Here is a 22,426-nt window from a genome sequence, read left to right as displayed (position 1 = left end):
GCGCGCCCCCGGTCTCGCCTGCCTTCGTCGTATTCCAAGCAAGCTGCCGGGTTCCAGGTGCGCTGCACGCTTATCTTCCCCCGGGCGACTTGGCGCGAGCGGAAGGGCGTGCTTCAAATCCCTCTCATTCTTCAACGCGTGGGGGAGGACCCGATGAATCCGATGAAGCGCTCTTCGCCGCTGTCCCTGTCGCTGGTGTTGTTCACCCTGGCCACGCTCACCACCGGCTGCGCGGCCAGCCGCCGCGAGGCCTATGTGCAGGAGAAGGCCAGTCAGTACGTCTACCGCAAGCCCATGGCCGAGGTGTGGCCCCAGGTGCGGATGCTGCTCAAGGAGAGGGATCTGCCCATCCGCGAGTCGCCCGGCACCTTTGAGATCAGCACCGACTGGCACATGGTGGGCGCGCCCTCGACGCTGGGCACCAACTACGTGCGCTACCTGGTGCGCGGCAAGCAGCCCACCCCGGCCATGTGCGCGGTGGAGATCTTCAAGCAGAACCGCGTCGAGGCCGGCCAGGGCCCGGTGGACGCTCGCACCGGCCAGCGCCAGGGCCTCGGCACCGACAGCACCAACCTGCAGCGCGACATGGAGCTGGAGTGGGAGCTGCTGCAGCGCGTGGACCCCGAGGGCGCGAAGTCCCTGCGCGCCGAGGCCCAGAAGACCATCAAGTAGGCGCTGTGCCCCGCGCGCTCACTCGCGCAGGGGCAGCTCCACGGTGAGCCCGTCGTAGGCCACCTCGACGGGCCCCTTGTACTCCTCGCGCGCCTGGACGAGCAGCCGCGTGGGCTCCGTGTCGTGGCGGCTGGAGAGGTGCGTGAGGATGAGGCGCTTGGCGCCCGCCTCGCGCGCCACCTGGGCCGCCTCGCGCGCCGTCGAGTGGCGTGTCTCGAGCGCGCGCGCCTGCTCGTCGTCGGAGAAGGTGGCCTCGTGGATGAGCAGATCCGCCTCGTGCGAGGCGCGCACCAGGGACTGGCAGGGGCGGGTGTCGCCGGAGATGACGAGCCGCCGCCCGGGCCTCGGCTCTCCCACCACCTCGTCCGGACGGATGGTGCGCCCCTCCGGCAGCGTCACCGGCTCGCCGCGCTGGAGCTGGCCGTACATGGGCCCCGAGGGAATCCCCATGGCCCTGGCCTTCTCCAGGTTGAACTTGCCGGGCCGCTCGTCCTCCTGGAGCACGTAGCCGAGCGCGTTGATGCGGTGGTCCACCCCCACCGCGTGCACGGTGTAGCCGCGGCGCTCCACCTTGTCGCCGTCGCGCAGCTCGTGCATCTCCACGGGGAAGGAGAGCGACTCCACGCCCAGGTGCACCGCCTGGTGCAGCAGCCGGCGCGCCGGAGGAGGGCCGTAGAGCTGCACGGGCGTCTGCCGGCCCATCATCCCGAGCGTGCGCAAGAAGCCGATGATTCCCAGGTAGTGGTCGGCGTGGAAGTGGGTGAAGAAGACGGCATCCACGGTGAAGCCGGTGCCGAAGCGCACCATCTGCCGCTGGCTGCCCTCGCCACAGTCGAAGAGGAGCAGGTCGGCGTCCGCCTTCACCGCCAGCCCGGACAGGTTGCGGTGCAACGTCGGCTGGGCGGCCGAGGTGCCGAGGAAGGTGAGCCTGAGGATGGACATGCCGGCGCTGCCCACGATTGAGACCCTCCCGCGCAGCGTCCGAGCGCTGGCGACATGCCCCATGTACCACGAGGTTGACGCCGGGGCGCTTCCCCCACTGACGCCGCGTGCGCTATAGGCGCCACCCCGCGACATGAGCGACTCCCTGACCGTTGCCCCCACGAGCGACCCGCGCCGCGTGCGCGCGGCCGATGGCTCCATCCTCTCCGTGCCCGCCGGCTGGGCCCTGTTGCCTCCGGGTGACGCGGGCCTCACGCGCCGGGTGAAGGCCGCGGGCCCCAGCTGGACGGTGGTGGAGAAGAAGGGGCGCAAGGTGTTCTCCCAGGGGGTGTGGGCGCCCGAGGCCCACATCACCGCCGCCCGGGCCGCCCTGGAGTCCGAGCGCTCCACGCCCGCCTATGCCAGACGCCGCGAGGCCGACGTGCGTCGCCGCGAGCGCGAGCAGGGCGAGTACGAGGTGGACTTCGCCAACGCGGTGCTGCGCTTCCTCGCCTTCGCGCCCTCCTTCATCCCCCACGCCAAGCGGATGGCCGTGGCGGTGACGGCCCATGCGACGCCGGTGGGCAGCGGCACGGTGGCCCGCACCGAGCGCATCCCCCTCGAGCGCCGCGCCGAGGCCGCCGTCATCGCCTGGATGCGGCACCAGACGACGGCGTACGACAACCTCTCCATCGCCCGCGTGAAGGGCGCGCGCCGCGAGGTGCGCCGCGAGCTGGCCGAGGTGTCCCGCGCGGTGCTCGACATTCACCGCCGCGACGTGCCCCACGCTCCGCCCGCGTGCCCGCTGTGCACCGCCCTCGGACGGCTCGGTGCTCCCGCCCCGTAGGTCCATCCGCTCACGAGGCGATTCTCGAACTGTGACGCTCCGTGTCAGAGCTCTTGGTCTTGAGGCACGCGGAAGATGAATCTATAGAGTGTCCTCTCGGGGGTGAGCCATGGCCGTCAACACCGGTGTCAACAAAATGTCCGTGGTGACCAAGGACAGCGACGGCACGACCGTGGCATTCCCGGATGTGTGCAAGACGCCCAGCCCCGGAGGCCCCGTTCCCATTCCCTACCCCAACGTGGCGAAGTCCTCTGATACCGCCAAAGGCACCAAGAAGGTGACGGTGGGCGGCAACCCGGTATGCGTGAAGGACTCCAACTTCAGCACCAGTACCGGCGACGAGGCAGGTACTGCTGGCGGCGGCGTGGCCTCTGGCAAGACGAAGGGCAAAGCCGAGTTCGTCAACTTCTCCTTCGATGTGAAGTTCGAGGGCAAGAACGTGGCGCGCGCCTTCGACCCCATGCTCCACAACGACAAGAACACGCCCCCGTTTCCCGTCATCCAGGGCCCTGTCGTCGCCATGGGAGACGATCCCGGTAACGTCGAGTGCCCCTGCTGCGGCGAATGAGCACGGTGGAAGCCTGACCCATGGCCTTGGAGTCCTTGTCCTCCACTGCGCTCGCTGTCACGGGCCTCGGCGTGGTCTCGTCTCTGGGTTGGGATGCGATCTCGAGCTGTGCGGCGTCGAGGGCGGGCATTCTCAGGATTTCACCGCTGGACGACTACGTCGGGCGGGACCCGGAGACGGGAAATGCCGAGCCGGTTCGTGGGCATACCGTGTCGGGCTGTACCGAGGGGTTCACTGGGGTGGGGCGGCTCGTTCGATTGGGAGTGGCCGCGCTGCTGGACCTCCAGCGCTCGATGCAGGAGGGCCTCTGGAAGCAGACCGGGCTTGTCCTCAATCTCTCCAGTGGATTGCACCTCCAGGCGGCTTCTGCGGCAACCGGCCAGACGTTCTGGGCGTCTGACCCGGGGGCCAATGACGAGGAGCTTGGAGAAAACGTCCTGGAGGATCTGCATCGACAGCAGGAGCAGCGCCTTCTTTCTCGGCTCACGCGCCTGGCTGGCATGCCTGTTCCTTCCAGCAACTGTCAGGTCTTCCGCGGCGACCAAGCCGGTTTTCTCCATGTGTTGGAAGCTGCCGCCCGGCAGTTGCAGGGGCGGAACATCTCCCGGTGCATCATCGGGGGAATCGACAGCTATGTGGATAAGCCTCTTGTGCAGGCACTCGATGAACTGCGGCTCCTGAAGACGCCCTCGCGGCCCCAAGGGGCCCTCCCGGGAGAATGCGCCGTCTTCCTGCTGGTTGAACTGTTGGAGTCCGCCAGGCGGCGAGGGGCGCACATCGGATGTGTGCTCGGGACCCGTGCCATCCAGAGGGAGGCCCATGACCGGTTCCCGGGTAAGCGCTCACAAGGTGTCGCGCTCGCCGAGGCCATCTCTCAGGTGTGGCAGGCACTCACGCCCAGGCAGCATCCGGGCCGACTCATTGGAAATCTCACGGGTGACGAGCGCCGGGCGTATGATTGGGGTTTCGCGGCGAGTCGACTCCAGGGGCGGGGTTTCCCTACGGACCTCCCGGCATGGCACACGGGCCTCTCCTTCGGAGAGATCGGCGCGGCCACGGCCCCCATGGCCATCGCGCTGGCGACACGCGCGTTCGCACGTGGCTATGCTGGCACCCAGAGCATGATGGTGTGGTTGTCCAGCGATAGTAGGGAGAGGGGCGCCTTGCACGTGCTGGCACCACCCTCTTGAAGGAGAAGTCCGGCACCCGTTACGTGGAGGAGAGGCAATGTCTTCGGAGGGTCACATCTTCGCGGAACTGCCCGAGAACAAGGGTAAGTGGGTGCATGACAAGGATGACTCCTCGACCGACTATCGGAGGAACGGGCACAAGGCGACACTTGCTGACCCGTCGCGCTGTAATCGCTATAAGACGCCCAAGCGCATCGAGGCTACTCTCAGACAGAAGCGTTGGAAGCCGTCTCGCTGGATGCAATCCGTCTCCCAGTTCAGCCCCCAGCACCTCGAGCGTTACTACTTTGATTTCATAGCCAGCTATATCTACGGCAAGCGGGCCGGGCAGGCCATCTCCAATTTCGCGCGGGGAGGAGCCCCCTACGCGAACGAAGCCCACCACCTCATCCCCCAGGCCAAGTTCCTAGCATTGTTCCCCGAGCGCGAAGAGCAGATGCTGAAGCGGGTCGACTACAACGTGCACAATGGTAGGAACATCATCTTCCTGCCGGAGCACTCGCCTGACTGTGGCTTCCACAACCTGCCTTATCATTCCGGCTCACACGACGCGTATGACAACCAAGTTCAATTGGACGCCAAAGAACTGAGCCAGAAGCTGAAGGATTTGGGAGACAATGCCTGTGACGACGAAGTGGTGCTCAACATCAAGGACCGGCTGATGGCTCTCCAAGAAGACTATTGGGCCATGCTCGCGAAGGCAGGGGCCGTGGCCGTTCGCGATGTCCGCTGGCGGCAGGAGATGCCATGAACTATCATCCCTGGACAGACGACCGGAACGATTCCTACGCGTGGATCTCAGATAGCCCAGAGGAGGTCGAGGCCAAGGACTACATCCTTACCAAAGGGACCTCCGCGCGGGATTGGTTTCCTTCGGGAGCCATCTTCGATTTCGCTCCGAACAAGGGCATCAAGCCCGCAGATTCCATTCCCAACTTTCTAGGTTTCCACATCGTTTCGGAGAAACTCAAGCAGTTGCTCGAGGCCACGGCGGGTGCCCGCTTCGAATTCCTGCCGGTGCGGCTACGCAACCACAAAAAGAAGATCCTGCCGGATGCCTACTATGTGGCCAACCTACTCGATCTGGTGACTTGCGTGGACCGTTCGCGTTCCGATTTCACCGTGGACGAGCTGGACAAGAAAGAGATTCGCCGCTTCCGGAGGCTCGTGCTGGATACGAGCAAAATAGGACCGGACAGCAAGATCTTCCGGCTCGGTGAGCGGCCCCGGCTGCTCATCGTCAGAGAGGATCTCGCTCGTGCCATCACGGAGGCGGGCTGCACGGGCATGCGTTTCATGCCCATGGAAGACTTCGGCGCCGAATTCAGGCCCCTGGACAACTACGACCTCTGAGCTGGCGCTGGCATCCCCGCTGCGCCTGGGCATCGCATGCACACCGTCATCCTCAACCTCAGTCATGAGCTCTCGATGCGGCGGGAGGCCCTGCCAGGGTTGAAGGCCGGACAGGGCCGGGCGCGATTGCTGCATCAGATCTCGAGCCATGAACGCATGCTGGCCATTGCGCTGCTACTGGCCGAGGCAGACACGGAAGGCTTCTTCCGGCACCTGGCCATGTCGGGCGAGGCGCACAAGCAATTGCTGCTGGAAGTGAGGGACGTCGGGCAAGTGGTGCGCTTCGCGGCGAGCGGCAACGTCCACCCGTTCTGCGATGCGCTGGTGGCTGGCCATGAGCCCCTGGCTCGAGAAATCGCGAACCTGTCGCCAGGGCAGTGGATGCCAGGCGAGGAGTACGAGGAAGACTTCGTCTATGGACGCTTCCTCCACTTCCTGCTTCTCGATGGGTTCCGAGTCTCGGCACGGCAGGAGGCGCTGCTCGCGCGGATGGCGGAACTGGACGAGGAGCCAGATGCCCGGCAGCGTCTCTGCAGAGCGCTGTTCGAGAGGGACGCATCGGCTTTCGAGACATCGCTGGCGGATGCGAGCCGTGCGCATGAGCAGCACTGCGAAGAGCTTGAGGCACGGCGTTTCTCTCCTTCCGCCGAGGGCCAGACCGAGAGATACGTCTTCATCGAAGGATTGGCGCTGCTGCGTATGGCGGAGGCCGTGGGGATTCGGACAGAACCCGAGCACCGGCTGATGCCCTCCCTGGCGCGCTGGAAGGGGTGACCTCCATGCGGCCACTGCGTTGGGACATTCACGAGGAGCACCTCGACGAGGCGGCCTTCCGCTGGAGTCAGTGGGAGAGGGCGCTCGACGCTCCCGACTACGTGCTGGCGGAGGTGGCGGAACTGGAAGAGGCGCTGGCGGCGCACGTGGATGGACTGGTGCTGGGCGGCGAGCGGGTGGCCCGGCGTCTGTTGGAGCCGGCGCTGGCGGCGGACGAGGCCGAGCGCATCGTGGCCGCGGCCCTGGCGCTCCTCGGAGGCGAGAGCCCTTCTGGACCCGCCGCGGTGCTCGCCGCGCTCCGCCAGGCCGAGCCCCCCGTGCTCGTCGCCCTCCAGCGCGCGCTCGAGCTGGCCGCTCCTCCGGCCCTTCTCTCCGACCTTCCGTCCCTGCTGAAGAACGAGGCGGCCGTTCCGGAGTTCCTCGCCCTGGTGTTCGACACGCTGGGACTGCGGGGCCTCGCCACGGCTCCGCTGTGCACGCCCTTCTTCACTCACCTGGACGCCCGGGTGGCTGCCGCCGCTGTGTGCGCTGCCGGCCGCATGCGCATGCCGCTGGACCCGGGGGTGCTCCGGCGCGCGCTCGGCTCGGCCGAGCCCCCGCTGCGCGATGCCGCCATCGTCGCGGGGCTGATGGGGGGTCATCGGGATGCATGGCTCGCCTGCCAGGCAGTGGCCGAGTCACGTGCTCCCAACAGCCGATTGCCTCTATTGCTGCTGGCCATGGGCGGCGATGAGCGGGACGTGAAGCGGCTCCTGGAACTGCTCTCCGATGCGTCGCTCCGCCCGGACGTACTGTGGGCGCTCGGCTTCTCCGGCAGCGTAGCCGCCGCCGAAGCTTGCCTGGAGTTGATGCGGCAGGAGCCCGTCGCGGCGCTGTCGGGCGAGGCCTTCAGTGCCATTACCGGGCTGCGTCTCGAAGGGCAGTACGCCGTCGAGCGCCAGGAAATGGATGCGGAGGAACCCGTTCCCCTGGAGCAGGAAGACCTCGACGCCGACCTCGTGCCCCGGCCCGAGGACGCGCTGCCGCTGCCCCAGGTGGATGCCGTGGCCTCCTGGTGGAAGGAAGCCTGCCTGCGAATGGACGCGCGGAGACGCTATTTCGAGGGACAACCTTTCACGCCGCAGGCCCTGCTTGACGCTCTCGCCACCGCTCCCATGCGGCGTCGGCACGCTCTCTCCCTGGACCTGGCGTTGCGCAGCAGGGGGAGCCTCCAAGTGCCGACGCGGGCGTTCGTGGATCGTCAGGTGACTGCATTGCAGCAGGCTCGCTCCGCCACGTCCTCCACATTCAGCCGCCCTTTCTCCGAGGGTCTTCGCGGCTGAGCCTCTCGGGAGTTCCGCCGTGTTGCTCCGGCGTCCCTCCGGCGCGGCCGCGCCTGTTGCCTGGGAGGTCACAGCCCCGCGGCTCCTCCTGTGATTCCCGGCGGTTGGCTCCTGGCCTCCTCCTTGCTCTCGGGTCCTGGCCCCCACCGCCCGGTGGCCACGAACGCCGCCCGAGGCAAGGAGATACGCATGAACGCCCTGAGCTCCCTCCGCAACGCCGTCCTCGTCCTGGGTTGTCTGAGCGCCAGCACCGCGCTGGCCATTCCCAACATCCGTGCGTGCTCCAGCTACCGGTCCTGGTCGAGCGGCGTGATTTCCTTCACGGACATCGCCAACGAGAACACGCCCTGGGCGGTGAGCCAGCAGACGGCGACCACGTCCGCGGTGGGCCGCTGCTACAGCCTGTGGATGCAGCGGGGCGGCAATCCCCTGACCTTCGCCAACGCCGGTAACCAGACGCAGGTGTGGCTGGCGAACACCGCCGGCTACTACCAGTACCAGTGCCTCATCTGCTCCGACGCGAAGGCGCCCGGCAAGTTCGGCGGCGTCATCGACGTGGCCACCGCCGTCGAGGCCACCCGCGCGAAGCTCGACGGACTGGTCATCGCCGTGGACCCCAAGGTGCGCGTGGAGGGCGACACGGTGCTGGCCAACTACGAGGTGAGCGTCCTCGTGGGCGAGCACCTCACGCGCGTCTTCGTCGATGGGCGCTCCGGTGAGGTCGTTCTTCCCGAGGTCACCACCGACATCCAGGTGGTGCCCGAGAACGTCTGCCGCTAGGCCGGAGCAGGGGAGGGCCCGCGTCCCACGGGTCCTCCAGTTGTACTTAACTGTTGGATAAGTAACACTGCGCCCATTTCTGACCCGCGGTTCAGGAACCCCCTGGCGGTTTCTGACCGGCGGGTTAGTAATGCGGCCACCATGGCCCGTCCCGCAGATCCGCATGCCCATGCAGCGCTCATCGCCGCGGCGCGAGCGGAGTTCGTGAAGAAGGGCCTGCGCGGAGCGCGCATCGAGGACATCACCGCCGCGTGCGGCCTGTCCAAGGGCGCCTTCTACCTGCACTACTCCTCCAAGGAAGCCCTCTTCGGCGAGGTGGTGGCCGAGTTCTCCGCGGCCATGGACGGGCTCATCCACCAGCGCCTCGGCGCGATGGAGCGCTTCTTCGCCGAGCACGGGGCGCTGGAGGCGCGCGACGTGGCCGAGCGCTCCGAGCGCTACGAGCGCCTGGTGGAGCTGAACACCGACGCGGACCTGCGCACGCTGGAGCTCATGTGGGCCTACCGCGATGCGGTGCACGTGCTCATGCGCGGCAGCCAGGGCACGGACTTCGAGTCGCTCATGTGGGGCATGGTGGACCGCGAGGTGGCGCGGGTGACGCAGGAGTTCCAGCGGCTGCAGGCGGACCGCGTGAGCCGCATGGACGTGCCGCCCACCGTCATCGGCTCGCTGCTGGTGGGCACCTACCTGCTGCTGGCGCAGCAGATGAGCCAGATGCGGGAGAAGCCGGACCTGGCGGCCTGGGCCGGCTCGGTGCACCGGCTCATCCGCGAGGGCAGCCTGCCCCCGGGCGTCCACGCCAAGAAGCGCCCTGCGGCGCCCGCCAAGAAGCGCTCGAAGACTTCCCCGCGCCAGCCCCCCCAGGCCCGCGCGCTCTCTCGCACCCGTAGCACCCCGAGGTCACGACCGTGAAACTCTCCAGGACGCCGCTCGTCGCCGGGCTCGCCGCCGTGGGCATCGCCGCCACCGCGCTTCCCCTCTCTGGTTGCGAGGCCGACGCCGCTTCGCCCGCGGCCGCCGCTCCCAAGCCGGGCGCGCAGGAGCTTCCCTCGGTGACGCTCACCACCCCGCGCGCGGTGCGCTCCTCGCAGCGTGAGGAGGTGACGGGCACGCTCTTCCCCGCCCAGGCCCTCCAGGTGGGCTTCGAGGTGGGCGGCCGCCTGGAGAAGGTGCGCGTGAAGAAGGGCCAGGCGGTGCAGGAGGGCCAGGTGCTCGCGCAGCTCAACGCGGAGATTTCCGACGCGCAGCTCGCCCAGGCGCAGGCCGCGGTGGCCGCCGCCGAGGTGAGCTCCGCCATGGCCAGCGACGTGGCCGGCCGCAACGCGAAGCTGCAGGAGCAGGGCAACGTGAGCGACCTGCAGAACCTCACCTCCACCACCCAGGCGAAGCAGGCCGAGGCGCAGCTGCTCGCGGCCAAGGCGCAGCTGGCGCAGGCGCAGGCGGGCCGCCGCAAGCACGACCTCAAGGCGCCCTTCTCCGGCACCGTCACCGACGCCCCCGAGCAGGTGGGCGCCATCGTGGGCCCGGGCGTGCCGCTCTTCGGGGTGGAGAACCTCGGCACGCTGCTGCTCAAGACGACGGTGGCCGAGTCCCTGCGCACCCAGCTCAAGCCCGGCACCAAGGTGCGCGTCGAGGTCCTCGGCGGCGGCGCCTCCACGGACGAGGCCACCCTCCGCACCATCATCCCCTCGGCGGACCCCGCCACGCGCCGCATCCCGGTGGACATCCTCGTGCCCAACAAGGACGGCCGCTTCGTGGCCAACACCCTGGCGCGCGTCATCCTCCCGCTGGGCGAGGCGCAGGAGGCCCAGTCCATCCCGGCCACCGCGCTGTCCTCCTCGGGCGGGGACCATGTCTACGTGGTGGGCGCCTCCAGCGAGGTGCGCCGCGTGGACGTGCAGGTGCTCGAGCGCGGCATGCGCGAGGTGGTGGTGAAGGCCGCCGCCCCGCTGGACAAGGTCGTCGAATACCCCACGCCGTCCCTCTCCGAGGGTTCGCGCGTCTCCGTGAAGTAACCCTCGCCGAAAGATTCCAGGGCGTCATCCATGCTCCTCAGCGACGTCTCCATCCGCCGGCCGGTCTTCACGGCCATGCTCTCCCTCTGTCTCATCGTCCTCGGGGTGATGGGCTTCAGCCGGCTGGGCACCGACCTCTTCCCGGACGTCTCCTTCCCCGTGGTGGTGGTCACCACCGTCTACAAGGGCGCGGGCCCGGGAGAGATTGAAACCCAGGTCATCAAGCCCATCGAGGACGCTGTCGCCGGCATCAGCGGCGTGGACAAGATCCACTCCTGGAGCCGCGAGAACGTCGCCACGGTGGTGGTGCAGTTCAAGCTGTCGGCCAACCTGGACCGGGCGGCGCAGGAGGTGCGCGACAAGGTGTCGGCGGTCACCAACAAGCTGCCGCACGACGCGGACATGCCGATGGTCAACCGCCTGGACATCTCCGCGGTGCCCGTCCTCACCTATGCGGCGAGCGCGCAGGCCGACTCGCGCACGGTGCGTAAAATCATCGAGGACAAGCTCAAGCCGGCCCTGGCGCAGCTCGAGGGCGTGGCCGACGTGCGCATCAACGGCGGTGACATGCGCGAAATCCAGGTGGACCTGGACCTGGACAAGGCGCGTGCGGTGGGCGTGTCCCCGCTGGAGATCTCCCAGCGCATCGGCATGGAGAACCTGGACCTGCCGGCGGGCCGGCTACAGCTCGGGCCGAGCGAGCTGACGGTGCGCTCGCTGGGTAACTTCAAGAACGTGGACGAGCTGCGCGAGCTCCCGGTGGCCCAGAGCCGCACGGGCGCCCAGGTGCGGCTGGACGAGGTCGCCACCATCACCGATGGCGTGGTCGAGCGGCGCACCAACGCGCGCCTCAACGGCAATGACGCGGTCATCCTCGAGGTCGTCAAGCAGCCCGGCTCCAACACCGTGGCGGTGAGCGACGCGGTGAAGAAGGCGATGGCCACCCTGGTGCCCACCCTGGGGCATGACTTCCAGGCCACGCTCATCATCGACCAGTCGGTGCTCATCCGCGAGAACGCCCACGAGGTGTGGATCGCCCTCGTCTTCGGCGGCGCGATGGCGGTGCTCATCATCCTGATGTTCCTGTTGGACCCGCGCGGCACCTTCATCTCCTCGCTGGCGCTGCCCACCTCCGTCATCGGTACGTTCTTCGTGATGTACCTGCTGAACTACTCGCTCAACCAGATGACCCTGCTGGCGTTATCGCTGGCCATCGGTCTGCTCATCGACGACGCGGTGGTGGTGCGCGAGGCCATCACCCACCGCCTGGAGCAGGGTGAAGACCCCGTGAGCGCGGCCTCCAACGGCACCAAGGACGTGGGCCTGGCGGTGCTCGCCACCACGCTGGCCCTGGTGGCGGTGTTCATCCCGGTGGCCTTCATGCCGGGCATGGTGGGCCAGTTCCTCCAGCAGTTCGGCATCACCATCTCGGTGGCGGTGCTCATCTCGCTCTTCATCTCCTTCACGTTGGACCCGATGCTGTCGGCGCGCCTGGCCAGGCAGCGCAAGGCAGGCGAGCACCACCAGGAGAACGCGCTGGCCCGCGCCATCCGCGGCTTCCTGGATGACAGCGAGCGCGTCTATGCGCGCATCCTGCGCTGGGTGCTGAGCCACAAGTGGCTCACCGCGGGCATCACCGTGCTGGTGATGGCGGTGTCCTTCGGGGCGGCCAAGGGCCTGGGCGTGGAGTTCATGTCCCCCGAGGACCACTCGCAGTTCATCGTGCAGCTCATCCTCCCCGATGAGGCCAGCCTGGCGCAGACGGAGGCGCGCGTGGCCCAGGCCGAGAAGCTGCTCCAGCGGATTCCCGAGGTGAAGGACGTCTACTCCATCGTCGGGGACAACGGTGACGTGAACAAGGCGCGCATGCGCGTGCTCACGAAGGAGAAGCACGAGCGCACCAAGGGCATCCAGCAGCTCAAGGAAGAGGCCCGCGAGCTGCTCACCCCCGAGCTGGCCGCCACCCGCGTCGTCCTGCAGGATCCGCCCATCATCGACGGCCTGGGCGGCGACTTCTTCCCCATCATGGTGCGCGTCACCGGCCCGGAGCTCGGCCATGTGCACGAGGAGGCCGAGCGCATCGCTCAAATCCTGCGCGACATCCCCGGCACCGCGGACGTGCGGGTGGAGTTCAATCCGCCCAAGCCGGAGCTGACCATCGAGATCGACCGGGCGCGCGCCAAGGACCTGGGCGTGAGCGCCGCGGCCCTGGCCATGCAGATGCGCCTGGCCATCGGCGGTGACGTGGCCGCCAAGCTGCGCGAGGGCGTCGACGAGACGGACATCCGCGTGCGCCTGTCCGAGCGCGACCGCGCCACGCCCGAGCGCGTGCGGCAGATTCAGCTCGCCACGCCCAAGGGGCTCGTCCCGGTGACGGACGTGGCGAAGGTGGAGCTGCGCGACGGCCCGAGCGTCATCGAGCACGAGAACCGGCAGCGGCAGATCGCCGTCTTCGCCCAGCTCAAGGGCGCGCCCCTGGGTGACGTGGCGAAGGAGCTGCGCGCCAAGGTGGCCGAGAAGCCGCCGGCCCCGGGCTACTCGCTCATCTACGACGGGCAGATGAAGATGCTCACCGAGCAGAACGACGCCTTCGGCACCGCGTTCCTGCTGGCCTTCGTCTTCATCTACATGGTGCTCGCCAGCCAGTTCGAGTCCCTCAAGCACCCCTTCACCATCATGGTGTCGCTGCCGCTGGCGCTGGTGGGCGCGCTGCTGGGCCTGTTCTTCGGCGGCTTCCACGTGTCCATGGGCGCGATGATCGGCATCATCCTGCTGATGGGCCTCGTCACGAAGAACGCCATCCTCCTGGTGGACGGTGCGCTGCAGTACCTGCGCGAGGGAGACACGGTGGACGAGGCGCTGATGAAGGCCGGCCCGCGCCGCCTGCGCCCCATCCTCATGACGAGCGCCGCCATGGCCATCGGCATGGTGCCCACCGCCATCGGCAAGGGCGTGGGCTCCGAGTTCCGCGCCCCCATGGCCATCTCCGTCATCGGCGGCGTCATCACCTCCACCTTCCTCACCCTGCTGGTGGTGCCGGTGGTGTTCGCCGCCATGGAGCACCTGGGCTTCTCCAAGCGCGTCGCCCCGAAGAAGGACGACGGCCTCCCCATTCCCCCCGTTCCCGAGGAGCAACAGCAGACCGGCCGCGCCGCCTGAGCGCGCCCGGATGCTCTCCCCCCCTTCCACCTCGAGCCCACGACCATGAACCTCCGAATCACTGCCGGCTCCCTCCGGCGCCCCCTGTCCCTCGTCCTCGTCTCCGCCCTCTCTCCGCTCGGCGCGCTCGCCCAGGCGCCCGCCGCGCCCCAGCTCACCCCGGGGCAGGTGGCCCCCGCGCAGCCCGTCACGGCGGCCGCCCCCGCTCCCGGCTCGCTGCGCACGGTGACGCTGGAGGAGGCGCTCACCCTGGCCTCCAAGCAGAGCCCGGACGTGGCCGCCGCCCGCGCCCAGGCCGCCGTGGCCGCCGCCAGCGTCAACCGCGCCTGGACGGCGTGGCAGCCCGAGGTGACGCTCTCCGGCCAGTTCGTCCACACCAACGCCCCGGCCGAGTTCGACCTGGGTCTCATCACCGGCCTGTTCGGCGGCGTGTTCAACCTCCAGCCGGCGAACCCGGGCCTCATCCCGCCGCCCATCGCCATCTCGGCGGCGAACTCGCGCTATGCGACGGCGACCATCTCCCAGCCCCTCTTCACCCCGGCGGGTGTCTTCCTCATCGGCCCGGCCAAGGCGGGCGCCGAGGCGGCGCGGCTCGGTGCCGAGGAGGCCCGCGAGCAGGTGCTGCTGGCCGTGGCGCGCACCTACCTGGGGCTGCAGGGCATCACCCAGATGATGGACGCGGCGCGTGAGGCCGAGCAGGTGGCCCTCCAGCGCGAGAGCGAGGCGAAGTCGCAGCTGAGCGTGGGCATGACGGTGGAGGCCACGCTGCTGCGCGCCCAGGCGGAGACGGCCCAGGCCCGCGTGCAGCTCGCGCAGCTCTCCGGCCAGTACGCGCAGCTGCTCGCCATGCTGGGCGCCCTCGTGGCCGAGCCCGTGCAGCCCGCCCCGATCGAGACGCCCACCCCGAAGTGGCAGATTCCCTCCGACGACCAGCGCCCCTGGGAGGACACCTTCGCGGTGCGCTCGGCCGCCAAGGCCGTGCAGGCCGCCGAGGGCAAGGTGACCTACGACCGCTTCTCCTGGCTGCCGAGCCTCGTCGCCACCGCGCGCGGCAACTACAACTCCAACACCGGCTTCACCGGGAAGACCGTCTACTACGAGGGCGTCGTGGCGGCCTCGCTGCCGCTGTACGACCGCGGGCAGCGCTACGCGGCGCTGCACGAGGACGAGGCGCGTCTGGAGCAGCTGAAGGCGCAGTACGCCTCGGCACGCGCCCGCGGCCAGGCGAGCTGGGTGGCGGCGAAGGCCAACCTCGAGGCCGCCGAGGCCGCGGTGGCCCAGGCCGAGGCCCAGGCGCAGCTGGCGGCCCGGGTGCAGCAGCAGGTGTCCGCCGCCTTCAAGGCCGGCGTGTCCACCAGCCTGGAGATGTCGGACGCGGACACGCGGCGCTTCTTCGCCGCGAGCTCCGCCGCCCAGGCCCGCGCCTCGGTGGAGATCCGCCGCGCCGAGCTGGCCGCCGCCGCCGGCCGCATCGCCGCCTCCATCGAGAAGCCGGAGCAGAAGTAGGGGAGGGCGCGTGAGCCCGGACGCACCCGGGGAGCCGGGACTGCTCGCGGTGGACCTGGGGCTGCGCTCGGGCCTGGCCTTCTACGGCCGGGACGGGCGCCTGCGCTGGTACCGCTCGCAGAACTTCGGCTCCCAGTCCCGGCTCAAGCGCGCCGTGCCCTCGGTGCTGCACGCGGCCGCGCCGCTCGCGTGGCTCCTGCTCGAGGGCGGGGGTCCCATCGCCGAGGTGTGGGAGCGTGAGGCCGCACGGCGGGCGCTGCCCGTGTTGAGGGTGTCCGCCCAGGACTGGCGCGCCCGGCTCCTCTACGCCCGCGAGCAGCGCAGCGGCGGGTTGGCCAAGGACGCCGCGGATGGGCTCGCGCGGCGGGTGATTGAGTGGTCCGGTGCGCCCCGGCCCACGTCGCTGCGGCATGACGCCGCCGAGGCCGTGTTGCTCGGGCTGTGGGGCGCGCTGGAGGTGGGCTGGTTGGCCCAGGTGCCTCCCGAGGTCCGCCGGTAGGGCCACTCAGGCCCTCTTGGAGCTCTCTCCCGTCACCACCGCCGAGCCGATGAGGTGCGCCAGCCGCAACGCCTCCGGAACGTTTCCCCGGTCCGTCAGCCGCTTCAACGCCTCCGCCACCCACTCGGGCTCCGCTCCCTGTACCTGGAAGGTGAAGCCTCTCAATTGATGGATGGGGCCCGCCCGCTTCAGCAATCCGAGACGCCGCTCGGGCCGGGGCAGGTGGCGCAGCGCCCGCTCCATGGCGTCCAGGTCCGGCAGCCGTCTCATCACAGACACGCAGGGCTTGCCCAATGTCTGCGCGAGTCTCGGCAGGTCCACCACGTTGAAGCCGCCGAAGGCAATCCCATCCAACAGCACCAGGTGCAGCTGCGGCAGGAACTTGCCCCCCACGAGCAGCCGGCACACCTCGTCCGTCGCCGTCCACCCGTCCTTGCGCACCCCTCCCCAGACGAGCCCCTCGAAGCGCGTGCCCGCGCACACCACGCCCACCAGCGGCACCTTCGCTCCCGGGCGCTTGGTGAAGGGGGCGTCGTCGAAGCCGGCGACGCGCGGGTAGGGGGGGAGCCGGGGGGCCATGGAAAAAGGAAGAGCCCGACCCCTCGGGAGAGGTCGGGCTCCAGGAATCATCCGCGGTGCGGATTACCCCGCGGCGCGGACGTTCTGCGCCTGAAGGCCCTTGGGGCCCTTGGTGACCTCGAACTCCACACGCTGGCCCTCGGCCAGGGTGCGGAAGCCATCCATGTTGATGGCCGTGTGGTGGCAGAACACGTCCTCGCCACCGCCGTCCTGCGTGATGAACCCGAAGCCCTTAGCGTCGTTGAACCACTTGACCGTACCGGTTGCCATGAATCGTTCTTCTTTCCTCGCAGCGGCGGCACCCGAGCCGCCGTTCCCAGCTCGGACTCGAGCCGGGGGCTCAGGCGTAGTCCGTCCGTTCTCGAAAGTCGAGAGCGGACGCACCCGGAGTGTTCAGGTTCGTGCAGCGTTGATGCCCGACTCGAGCGCATCCACGTCGGCCGAATCCAGGCGCGGGGCCTCGCCGGTGGGGGGCTCGAAGCCCGCGCGGCCGATCTGCTTCGTGCCGAACTGGGGGAAGAGGGGCGCCAGCACGTAGACCTGGAAGCACCAGCCGAAGAAGCTGCTCTGGTTGAGCTCCGGGTTGATGTCCGGGGCCAGCTTCGCGTGCACCTCGGGCAGGGTGCTCCAGTGCGCTCCCGGCGTCTCGTGGTGCGCCGAGTGCAGCCCGTTGTTGAAGAGCAGGAAGTTGATGAGCTTGCCGTCGAAGCTGCGCGAGTGGTCGTGCTCGCTCCAGGGGTCCGCGTGGACGTGCTGGATGTAGTTGAAGAACATGATGGTCCACAGCGCGAAGAGCGCCGGGATGAGGAAGGCGAAGCCCCACACCTTGAAGCCCTGCGCCACGCCGTGCCACGCGATGGCCAGCCCCAGGAGCGCCAGGTGCAGGCCCGCCCACGAGCAGTACTGGGTGACGATCTGCCGGAAGAGCGCGGGGTTGGACTGGCGCGCCTTGCGGATGTACTGCTTGATGGGATCGCTCTGCCAGTAGGACGAGATGAAGAAGTAGGTGAAGGCCACCACGGCGTTGTGCTTGTTGGTGTAGCGCCAGGTGATGGTCGCGTCGCCCGGCTTGTTCACGAACTTGTGGTGGTTGAGGTTGTGCGTGGGCACCCAGGCGAAGGTCGGGTAGCCGTAGAAGTGCGCCAGCCACAGGCCCATCCAGCCGTTGAGCCGGCGGCTCTTGAAGGTGGGGCAGTGGTTGTGATTGTGCGCGATCACCCCGGCGCACAGCGCCAGGTAGCAGCTGAGCGGGCTGAGGTACGGGATGAGACCCGGATTGACGTACTGCGCCATCGCCACGATTGGCATGGCGAGGCACCAGAGAAGGGTTCTGTAGTCGGAGCTGTAGCGGAGGCTCATGGCCGGGAGGCTATATCCGAACCCCACCGTTGGGGTACCGGGGAATGTTTCCGGAAATGGACAGGTGGGGGGGCGCACCCCGCGCTGGCCGAGCGGGCATGGAGGCCAGGACGCCAGGGCGCCGGGGAATGACTATCCTCGACCTGGGAGGTAGTGGCCCATGGACAGTCCTGTTCCCCAAGCCCGGGCGGCCACGGTGCGTGGCTCGCTGGAGGCGGAGCTGGCCTCGGCGCCGGAGACGGGCCTCACTGCCCGGGAGCTCTCGGGGTTGGTGGGCATCTCCGAGAAGGACGTGGCCGGACACCTGGAGCACCTGGAGAAGTCGCTCCGGGCGGGAGGCGCCGCGCTGGAGGTCATCCCCGCCGAGTGCCTCGCCTGCGGCTTCGTCTTCCGCGACCGCCGGCGCCTGACGCGTCCCGGCTCCTGTCCCGAGTGCCGCTCCACCCGGATTGAGCCGCCCGCCTTCCGCATCCGCTGAGCCCGCAAAAGCGAAGCGGCGGGAAGCCCGAGGCTCCCCGCCGCTCGTTCACTTCACCCCGGGCCGCGGGGCCCTGGGTGGAGGCCCTACGCCGGCTTCACGCCCGGCTTGCCCTCACCGGCGATGGCGGCCATCGGGGTCTCGATGCGCATGCCGTAGAAGGAGCGGTACACGAACACCACCGAGGCGAGGAAGAACACGACGGAGAACACCCGGGTGATCATGACCTGACCGGCGTGCGCCAGCTCCACCGACAGCTCCACGGCGAGCAGGCCGAAGAGGGTGGTGAACTTGATGACCGGGTTGAGCGCCACGGACGAGGTGTCCTTGAACGGGTCGCCCACCGTGTCGCCGACGACCGTGGCGGCGTGCAGCTCCGTGCCCTTGGCCTTGAGCTCCGTCTCCACCAGCTTCTTGGCGTTGTCCCACGCGCCACCGGCGTTCGCCATGAACACGGCCTGGTACAGGCCGAAGATGGCGATGGAGATGAGGTAGCCCACGAAGAAGTAGGGCTCGAGGAAGGCGAAGGCCAGGGTGCTGAAGAACACACCCAGGAAGATGTTGAGCATGCCCTTCTGCGCGTACTGGGTGCAGATCTCCACCACGCGCTTGGAGTCCTCCACGCTCGCCTTCTCCACGCCCTCCAGCTTGATGTTGGCCTTGATGAACTCCACCGCGCGGTAGGCGCCCGTGGACACCGCCTGCATCGAGGCGCCGGAGAACCAGTAGATGATGGCGCCGCCCGTCACCAGGCCGAGCAGGAAGGGGGCGTGCAGCAGGGAGAGGTTCGCCGCGTTGGTGGCGTTGAGCGTGCGCAAGCCGTCCTCGCCCACCGTGATGCCCACCAGGATGACGATGATGGAGAAGATCATCGTCGTGGCGCCCACCACCGCGGTGCCGATGAGCACCGGCTTGGCCGTGGCCTTGAAGGTGTTGCCCGCGCCGTCGTTCTCCTCGAGGAACTCCTTGCCCTTCTCGAAGTCCGGCGAGAAGCCGAAGTCCTTCTGGACCTCCGCCTTGATGTTGGGGACGTTCTCGATGAGGGACAGCTCGTACACGCTCTGCGCGTTGTCCGTCACCGGGCCGTACGAGTCCACCGCGATGGTGACCGGACCCATGCCCAGGAAGCCGAAGGCCACCAGACCGAAGGCGAACACCGCCGGGGCGATCATCAGCGTGTTGGGGATGTCCATGCTGAAGAAGTACGCGCCACCCATCAGCGCCGCGATGATGATGCCCATCCAGTAGGCGGAGAAGTTACCGGCCACCAGACCCGAGATGACGTTGAGCGACGCACCACCCTCGCGGGAGGCCGTGACGACCTCGCGCACGTGGCGGCTGTCGGTGGAGGTGAAGACCTTGATGGCCTCGGGGATGATGGCGCCCGCGAGCGTGCCGCAGGTGATGATGGCCGACATCCTCCACCACAGCGTGGTGTCACCGGCCAGGTCCGGGATGAGCACGCGCGACACGATGAACGTCAGCACCACGGACACGATGGAGGTCAGCCACACCAGGAAGGTGAGCGGGGCCTCGAAGTTCATGTGGTCCGCCGTCTTGTACTTGCCGCCCTGGATGATGCCGTTGAGGGCGTAGGAGCCGAGGCTCGCCAGCACCATCACGATGCGCATCATGAAGATCCAGACGAGCAGCTGCACCTGGAACTGCGCGGGCACCGCCAGGAGGATGAAGGTGATGAGCGCCACGCCCGTCACGCCGTAGGTCTCGAAGCCGTCGGCCGAGGGGCCCACCGAGTCACCCGCGTTGTCACCCGTGCAGTCGGCGATGACGCCCGGGTTGCGCGCGTCGTCTTCCTTGATCTTGAAGACGATCTTCATCAGGTCCGAGCCGATGTCGGCGATCTTCGTGAAGATACCGCCGGCGATGCGCAGCACGGAGGCGCCCAGCGACTCACCGATGGCGAAGCCGATGAAGCAGGGGCCCGCGTAGGTGGGGCTGACGAACAGGAGGATGATGAGCATCAGCAGGAGCTCGGTGGAGATGAGCACCATGCCGATGGACATGCCGGCCTGCAGGGGGATGGCGTAGGTGGGGTAGGGCTTGCCGCGCAAGCTGGCGAAGGCGGTGCGGCTGTTGGCGAAGGTGTTCACCCGGATGCCGAACCAGGCCACGCCGTAGCTGCCCGCGATGCCGATGAGGCTGAAGACGAGGATGGTGACGACCTTGACGGCCTCCATGTGCCGCAGGAAGCCGAAGTACACCACCATCACGGCGCCGATGAGCACCTCGAGGATGAGGATGAACTTGCCCTGGGTGATGAGGTACGTCTTGCAGGTCTCGTAGATGAGCTCGGAGATCTCGAGCATCGACTTGTGCACCGGCAGGCGGCGCAGCGCCGAGTACTGCATGAAGCCGAAGAAGAGGCCGAAGATGGTTACGGCGATGCCGGAAATCAGCAACTGCTGGCCGTTGAGGCCGCCCACGAAGGTGACCGTGCGGAAGTCCGGGAGGACGAGGTCCGCTTCGCTCGCGCGGGCGGTGCTGCCGGCCAGCACCGTCAGGAGTCCGAGGACCCCCGCGAGCTTGCCGGTGACGCTCGAGAGAGCGCCGGGCCGTGAAGTGGTTGACATGGAGTGCAACTCCTCAAGAAAGAGTGTCGAGGGGTTGGCCGTCTTCGAGAGGGGGTACCGCTCGCCGACGCTTCAGCACAGCCTCGCCCTTCAGGACCAGGTAGGCCCGAAGGCGGCCCGCGTTTACCACGGTCACGGTGGGGAAGTCGAATTCCCGTGAAAGTGTTTCCAACGGCGAGTCGCGCGGCCCCCAACCCCTCCGCGCTTCCACCCCCCTCCCCTCGGGAGAGGGACGGGGTGAGGGGAGCGAGCGCCTGGAGTTGCCCCGGTGCTACAGGGCTGTGCCGCTCGTGACCTTATCCCACAGGTAAGCCCGGCTTCACGAAAAGCGAACGCGCCCGCCGGGGCCCGGAGGCCACCAGACGGGCGCGTCGGAGGGGCGGGGGATTCAGCCCGATACCCTCACCCCGGCCCTCTCCTGGAGGGAGAGGGAGGAGAGGCTACAGCACCTTCACCTTGATGCTCTTGAGCTCCTGGTCGCCGCGCATGACGGAGATGGTCCAGTCGCCCGCCTTGTTCAGGCGCACGCCCGTCCACTGACGCGAGCGCCAACCCTCGCCCTTGATCTTCACGTCCTTGGTTTCGCGCACCACGTTGCCCTGCTTCACCTGCACCATCAGGTCCTCGATGGAGTCGCCCTGCGGCACCAGGTAGGACTGCCACAGCATGACGCTGGTGTTGGCCTTCACGCCGTCGGGGCTGACCTCGGCGGTGCACTCGAACTTGTTGGGGCCGTCCTTGGCCACCTCGGTGCACAGCCGGGCCTCCACCAGCACAGGGCCCTGGCCCTGGCCCCGGTAGAAGTAGTCCCAGGTGTTCTTCACCGCGTCGGCGGACGGGGCCTTCACCGGCTCCTGCGCCGGGGCCGCCGGGGCCGCGTCCTGCGCCATCGCCAGACCGCCGAACGCCACCCCCGCGCACATCGCCAGCTTCTTCAGATTGCCTGCCATGGTTGATTCCCCCTCGGTTGGGTTTGGCGGAGGTCTATCACAGGACACCCCCCTCAACCCCAGAGGAAGAAGGCGAGGGTGACGAGCGGCGGGTAGACGAAGAAGGCCATCCGCGGGAGCGCCCGGGGCTGAAGGGGGGCGAGTGTTTCCACCGGACGCCGGGCTCCGATGGTGGGGGAGGTTGGCGTACACCCTCGAACCCATCAGGACACGGAGCCTCGGGGCTTCCGAGAAAACCGGCGCACGGCTTTCGTTGCACCCGGGCCGCTCCAATGACAGCCAATACACAGTCCGGGCCCTCCGCATGTCTGGATTTGGTCGTACCGCGGGTACGGATTGTCCCTTCCTGTCCGGGAATGCGCAGCCCCCCCCTTGTGCGGCCCCGGGACAATGGCCATCTGGCCTGCCATGGCCTACCGCGTCCATATCCCCGTGGAGCTGTGGAGCACCTTCAAGGCGCTTCCTCCCGCGCTCGTCGAACGGCTGCACCGGCGCGTCGAAGACATCGCCCAGCTGGCGGAGGTGGCTCCGCCCCTCAACCCCCTGTGGTTGAAGCTGGGCGCCACCGACCGGCCCTTGCTGCGCTGCATGGTGGATGGCTACGCGCTGCTGTACGAGGTGGACGAGTCCTGCCGCACCGTCTCCGTGCTCGACGTGGAGCAGGAGGAGACCGACTCGCCCACCATGGCCGCCGAGCTGCGGGCCGCCAACAGCCGCCACTGAGCCGTCCGCGCCCCGGACTCCGCCGCACCCCTCGCCGCACCGGGTGAGCTGGAGGCCGTCATCGACCCGCCTCGGGCGATGATGACGCCCCGCCTTCCCGTGGGCCTTGCCCTCGCGCGTGCCCGCGCCGCGCCCCCGCC

Annotated in this window: 22 protein-coding genes; 16 read left to right on the top strand and 6 right to left on the bottom strand. The window is 68.4% G+C overall.

Annotation, left to right across the window (positions count from 1 at the left end):
• Positions 1–162 precede the first annotated feature (162 nt).
• Complete coding sequence (locus ACJ8AN_RS19295; RefSeq protein ID WP_407756862.1) at positions 163–672, top strand: hypothetical protein; 510 nt, start codon at positions 163–165, stop codon at positions 670–672.
• Positions 673–690: 18 nt separating this feature from the next.
• On the opposite strand, the gene rnz is transcribed toward ACJ8AN_RS19295, so the two are convergent.
• Positions 691–1,614 carry a ribonuclease Z gene (gene rnz, locus ACJ8AN_RS19290; protein ID WP_407756861.1) on the bottom strand — a complete coding sequence of 308 codons (924 nt, stop codon included), beginning with the start codon at positions 1,612–1,614 and terminating at the stop codon, positions 691–693.
• A 133-nt stretch (positions 1,615–1,747) separates the two neighbouring features.
• On the opposite strand from rnz, the gene ACJ8AN_RS19285 reads away from it, so the two are divergent.
• The 13 genes from ACJ8AN_RS19285 to ACJ8AN_RS19225 all read left to right on the top strand — a co-directional run bounded on the left by ACJ8AN_RS19285 (position 1,748) and on the right by ACJ8AN_RS19225 (position 15,606).
• Positions 1,748–2,440: a DUF2293 domain-containing protein gene (locus ACJ8AN_RS19285; RefSeq protein WP_407756860.1), complete on the top strand. Its 693-nt coding sequence runs from the start codon at positions 1,748–1,750 to the stop codon at positions 2,438–2,440.
• Positions 2,441–2,549: 109 nt separating this feature from the next.
• Positions 2,550–3,008 carry a DUF4150 domain-containing protein gene (locus ACJ8AN_RS19280; protein WP_407756859.1) on the top strand — a complete coding sequence of 153 codons (459 nt, stop codon included), beginning with the start codon at positions 2,550–2,552 and terminating at the stop codon, positions 3,006–3,008.
• Between the two features lie 20 nt (positions 3,009–3,028).
• The gene (locus ACJ8AN_RS19275) at positions 3,029–4,198 is read left to right on the top strand and encodes a hypothetical protein (RefSeq protein ID WP_407756858.1); all 1,170 of its coding nucleotides are present in this window, start codon (positions 3,029–3,031) and stop codon (positions 4,196–4,198) included.
• Positions 4,199–4,235: 37 nt separating this feature from the next.
• The gene (locus tag ACJ8AN_RS19270; protein ID WP_407756857.1) at positions 4,236–4,949 is read left to right on the top strand and encodes an AHH domain-containing protein; all 714 of its coding nucleotides are present in this window, start codon (positions 4,236–4,238) and stop codon (positions 4,947–4,949) included.
• Positions 4,946–5,551, top strand: a complete 606-nt coding sequence (locus ACJ8AN_RS19265) for an imm11 family protein (RefSeq protein WP_407756856.1) — start codon at positions 4,946–4,948, stop codon at positions 5,549–5,551. The genes ACJ8AN_RS19270 and ACJ8AN_RS19265 overlap by 4 nt, the downstream gene beginning before the upstream one ends.
• A 36-nt stretch (positions 5,552–5,587) precedes the next feature.
• Complete coding sequence (locus tag ACJ8AN_RS19260) at positions 5,588–6,325, top strand: Imm49 family immunity protein (protein ID WP_407756855.1); 738 nt, start codon at positions 5,588–5,590, stop codon at positions 6,323–6,325.
• A gap of 5 nt (positions 6,326–6,330) precedes the next feature.
• The gene (locus tag ACJ8AN_RS19255; protein WP_407756854.1) at positions 6,331–7,647 is read left to right on the top strand and encodes a TIGR02270 family protein; all 1,317 of its coding nucleotides are present in this window, start codon (positions 6,331–6,333) and stop codon (positions 7,645–7,647) included.
• A gap of 189 nt (positions 7,648–7,836) precedes the next feature.
• Positions 7,837–8,427 (top strand): hypothetical protein, encoded by a 591-nt coding sequence (locus ACJ8AN_RS19250; RefSeq protein ID WP_407756853.1) that lies wholly within the window; start codon positions 7,837–7,839, stop codon positions 8,425–8,427.
• Positions 8,428–8,568: 141 nt separating this feature from the next.
• Entirely contained in the window at positions 8,569–9,339 is a 771-nt protein-coding gene (locus ACJ8AN_RS19245) for a TetR/AcrR family transcriptional regulator (protein WP_407756852.1), read from the top strand.
• The gene (locus ACJ8AN_RS19240; protein WP_407756851.1) at positions 9,336–10,442 is read left to right on the top strand and encodes an efflux RND transporter periplasmic adaptor subunit; all 1,107 of its coding nucleotides are present in this window, start codon (positions 9,336–9,338) and stop codon (positions 10,440–10,442) included. Before ACJ8AN_RS19245 ends, ACJ8AN_RS19240 begins: the two co-directional genes overlap by 4 nt.
• A 30-nt stretch (positions 10,443–10,472) precedes the next feature.
• Positions 10,473–13,601 (top strand): efflux RND transporter permease subunit, encoded by a 3,129-nt coding sequence (locus ACJ8AN_RS19235; protein ID WP_407756850.1) that lies wholly within the window; start codon positions 10,473–10,475, stop codon positions 13,599–13,601.
• A 45-nt stretch (positions 13,602–13,646) separates the two neighbouring features.
• Entirely contained in the window at positions 13,647–15,107 is a 1,461-nt protein-coding gene (locus ACJ8AN_RS19230) for a TolC family protein (RefSeq protein ID WP_407756849.1), read from the top strand.
• A gap of 10 nt (positions 15,108–15,117) precedes the next feature.
• Positions 15,118–15,606 (top strand): hypothetical protein, encoded by a 489-nt coding sequence (locus ACJ8AN_RS19225; protein WP_407756848.1) that lies wholly within the window; start codon positions 15,118–15,120, stop codon positions 15,604–15,606.
• A gap of 6 nt (positions 15,607–15,612) precedes the next feature.
• On the opposite strand, the gene ACJ8AN_RS19220 is transcribed toward ACJ8AN_RS19225, so the two are convergent.
• From ACJ8AN_RS19220 to ACJ8AN_RS19210, 3 genes are all read right to left on the bottom strand, one after another.
• Positions 15,613–16,185, bottom strand: a complete 573-nt coding sequence (locus ACJ8AN_RS19220) for a DUF99 family protein (protein ID WP_407756847.1) — start codon at positions 16,183–16,185, stop codon at positions 15,613–15,615.
• A 63-nt stretch (positions 16,186–16,248) separates the two neighbouring features.
• On the bottom strand, positions 16,249–16,455 hold the full coding sequence (locus ACJ8AN_RS19215) for a cold-shock protein (RefSeq protein WP_108072049.1): 207 nt from the start codon (positions 16,453–16,455) through the stop codon (positions 16,249–16,251).
• Between the two features lie 123 nt (positions 16,456–16,578).
• Positions 16,579–17,493, bottom strand: a complete 915-nt coding sequence (locus ACJ8AN_RS19210; RefSeq protein WP_407756846.1) for a fatty acid desaturase — start codon at positions 17,491–17,493, stop codon at positions 16,579–16,581.
• A gap of 211 nt (positions 17,494–17,704) precedes the next feature.
• Between ACJ8AN_RS19210 and ACJ8AN_RS19205 the strand changes: the two genes are divergently transcribed.
• Complete coding sequence (locus ACJ8AN_RS19205; RefSeq protein ID WP_407756845.1) at positions 17,705–18,022, top strand: transcriptional regulator; 318 nt, start codon at positions 17,705–17,707, stop codon at positions 18,020–18,022.
• An 86-nt stretch (positions 18,023–18,108) separates the two neighbouring features.
• On the opposite strand, the gene ACJ8AN_RS19200 is transcribed toward ACJ8AN_RS19205, so the two are convergent.
• Positions 18,109–20,613 carry a sodium-translocating pyrophosphatase gene (locus ACJ8AN_RS19200; protein WP_407756844.1) on the bottom strand — a complete coding sequence of 835 codons (2,505 nt, stop codon included), beginning with the start codon at positions 20,611–20,613 and terminating at the stop codon, positions 18,109–18,111.
• 440 nt (positions 20,614–21,053) lie between these two features.
• Positions 21,054–21,563, bottom strand: coding sequence for a hypothetical protein (locus tag ACJ8AN_RS19195; protein WP_407756843.1), 510 nt, complete (start codon positions 21,561–21,563; stop codon positions 21,054–21,056).
• 390 nt (positions 21,564–21,953) lie between these two features.
• Here ACJ8AN_RS19195 and ACJ8AN_RS19190 point away from each other — a divergent pair, with 390 nt between their 5' ends.
• Positions 21,954–22,286 (top strand): type II toxin-antitoxin system RelE family toxin, encoded by a 333-nt coding sequence (locus tag ACJ8AN_RS19190; protein WP_407756842.1) that lies wholly within the window; start codon positions 21,954–21,956, stop codon positions 22,284–22,286.
• Positions 22,287–22,426: the final 140 nt, after the last annotated feature.

It is taken from the genome of Archangium sp. (assembly GCF_045802675.1).
In the GTDB taxonomy this organism is placed as follows: Bacteria; Myxococcota; Myxococcia; order Myxococcales; family Myxococcaceae; genus Archangium.
Note: the sequence above shows the minus strand (reverse complement) of the source record. Positions and strands in the feature narration are given on the sequence as shown.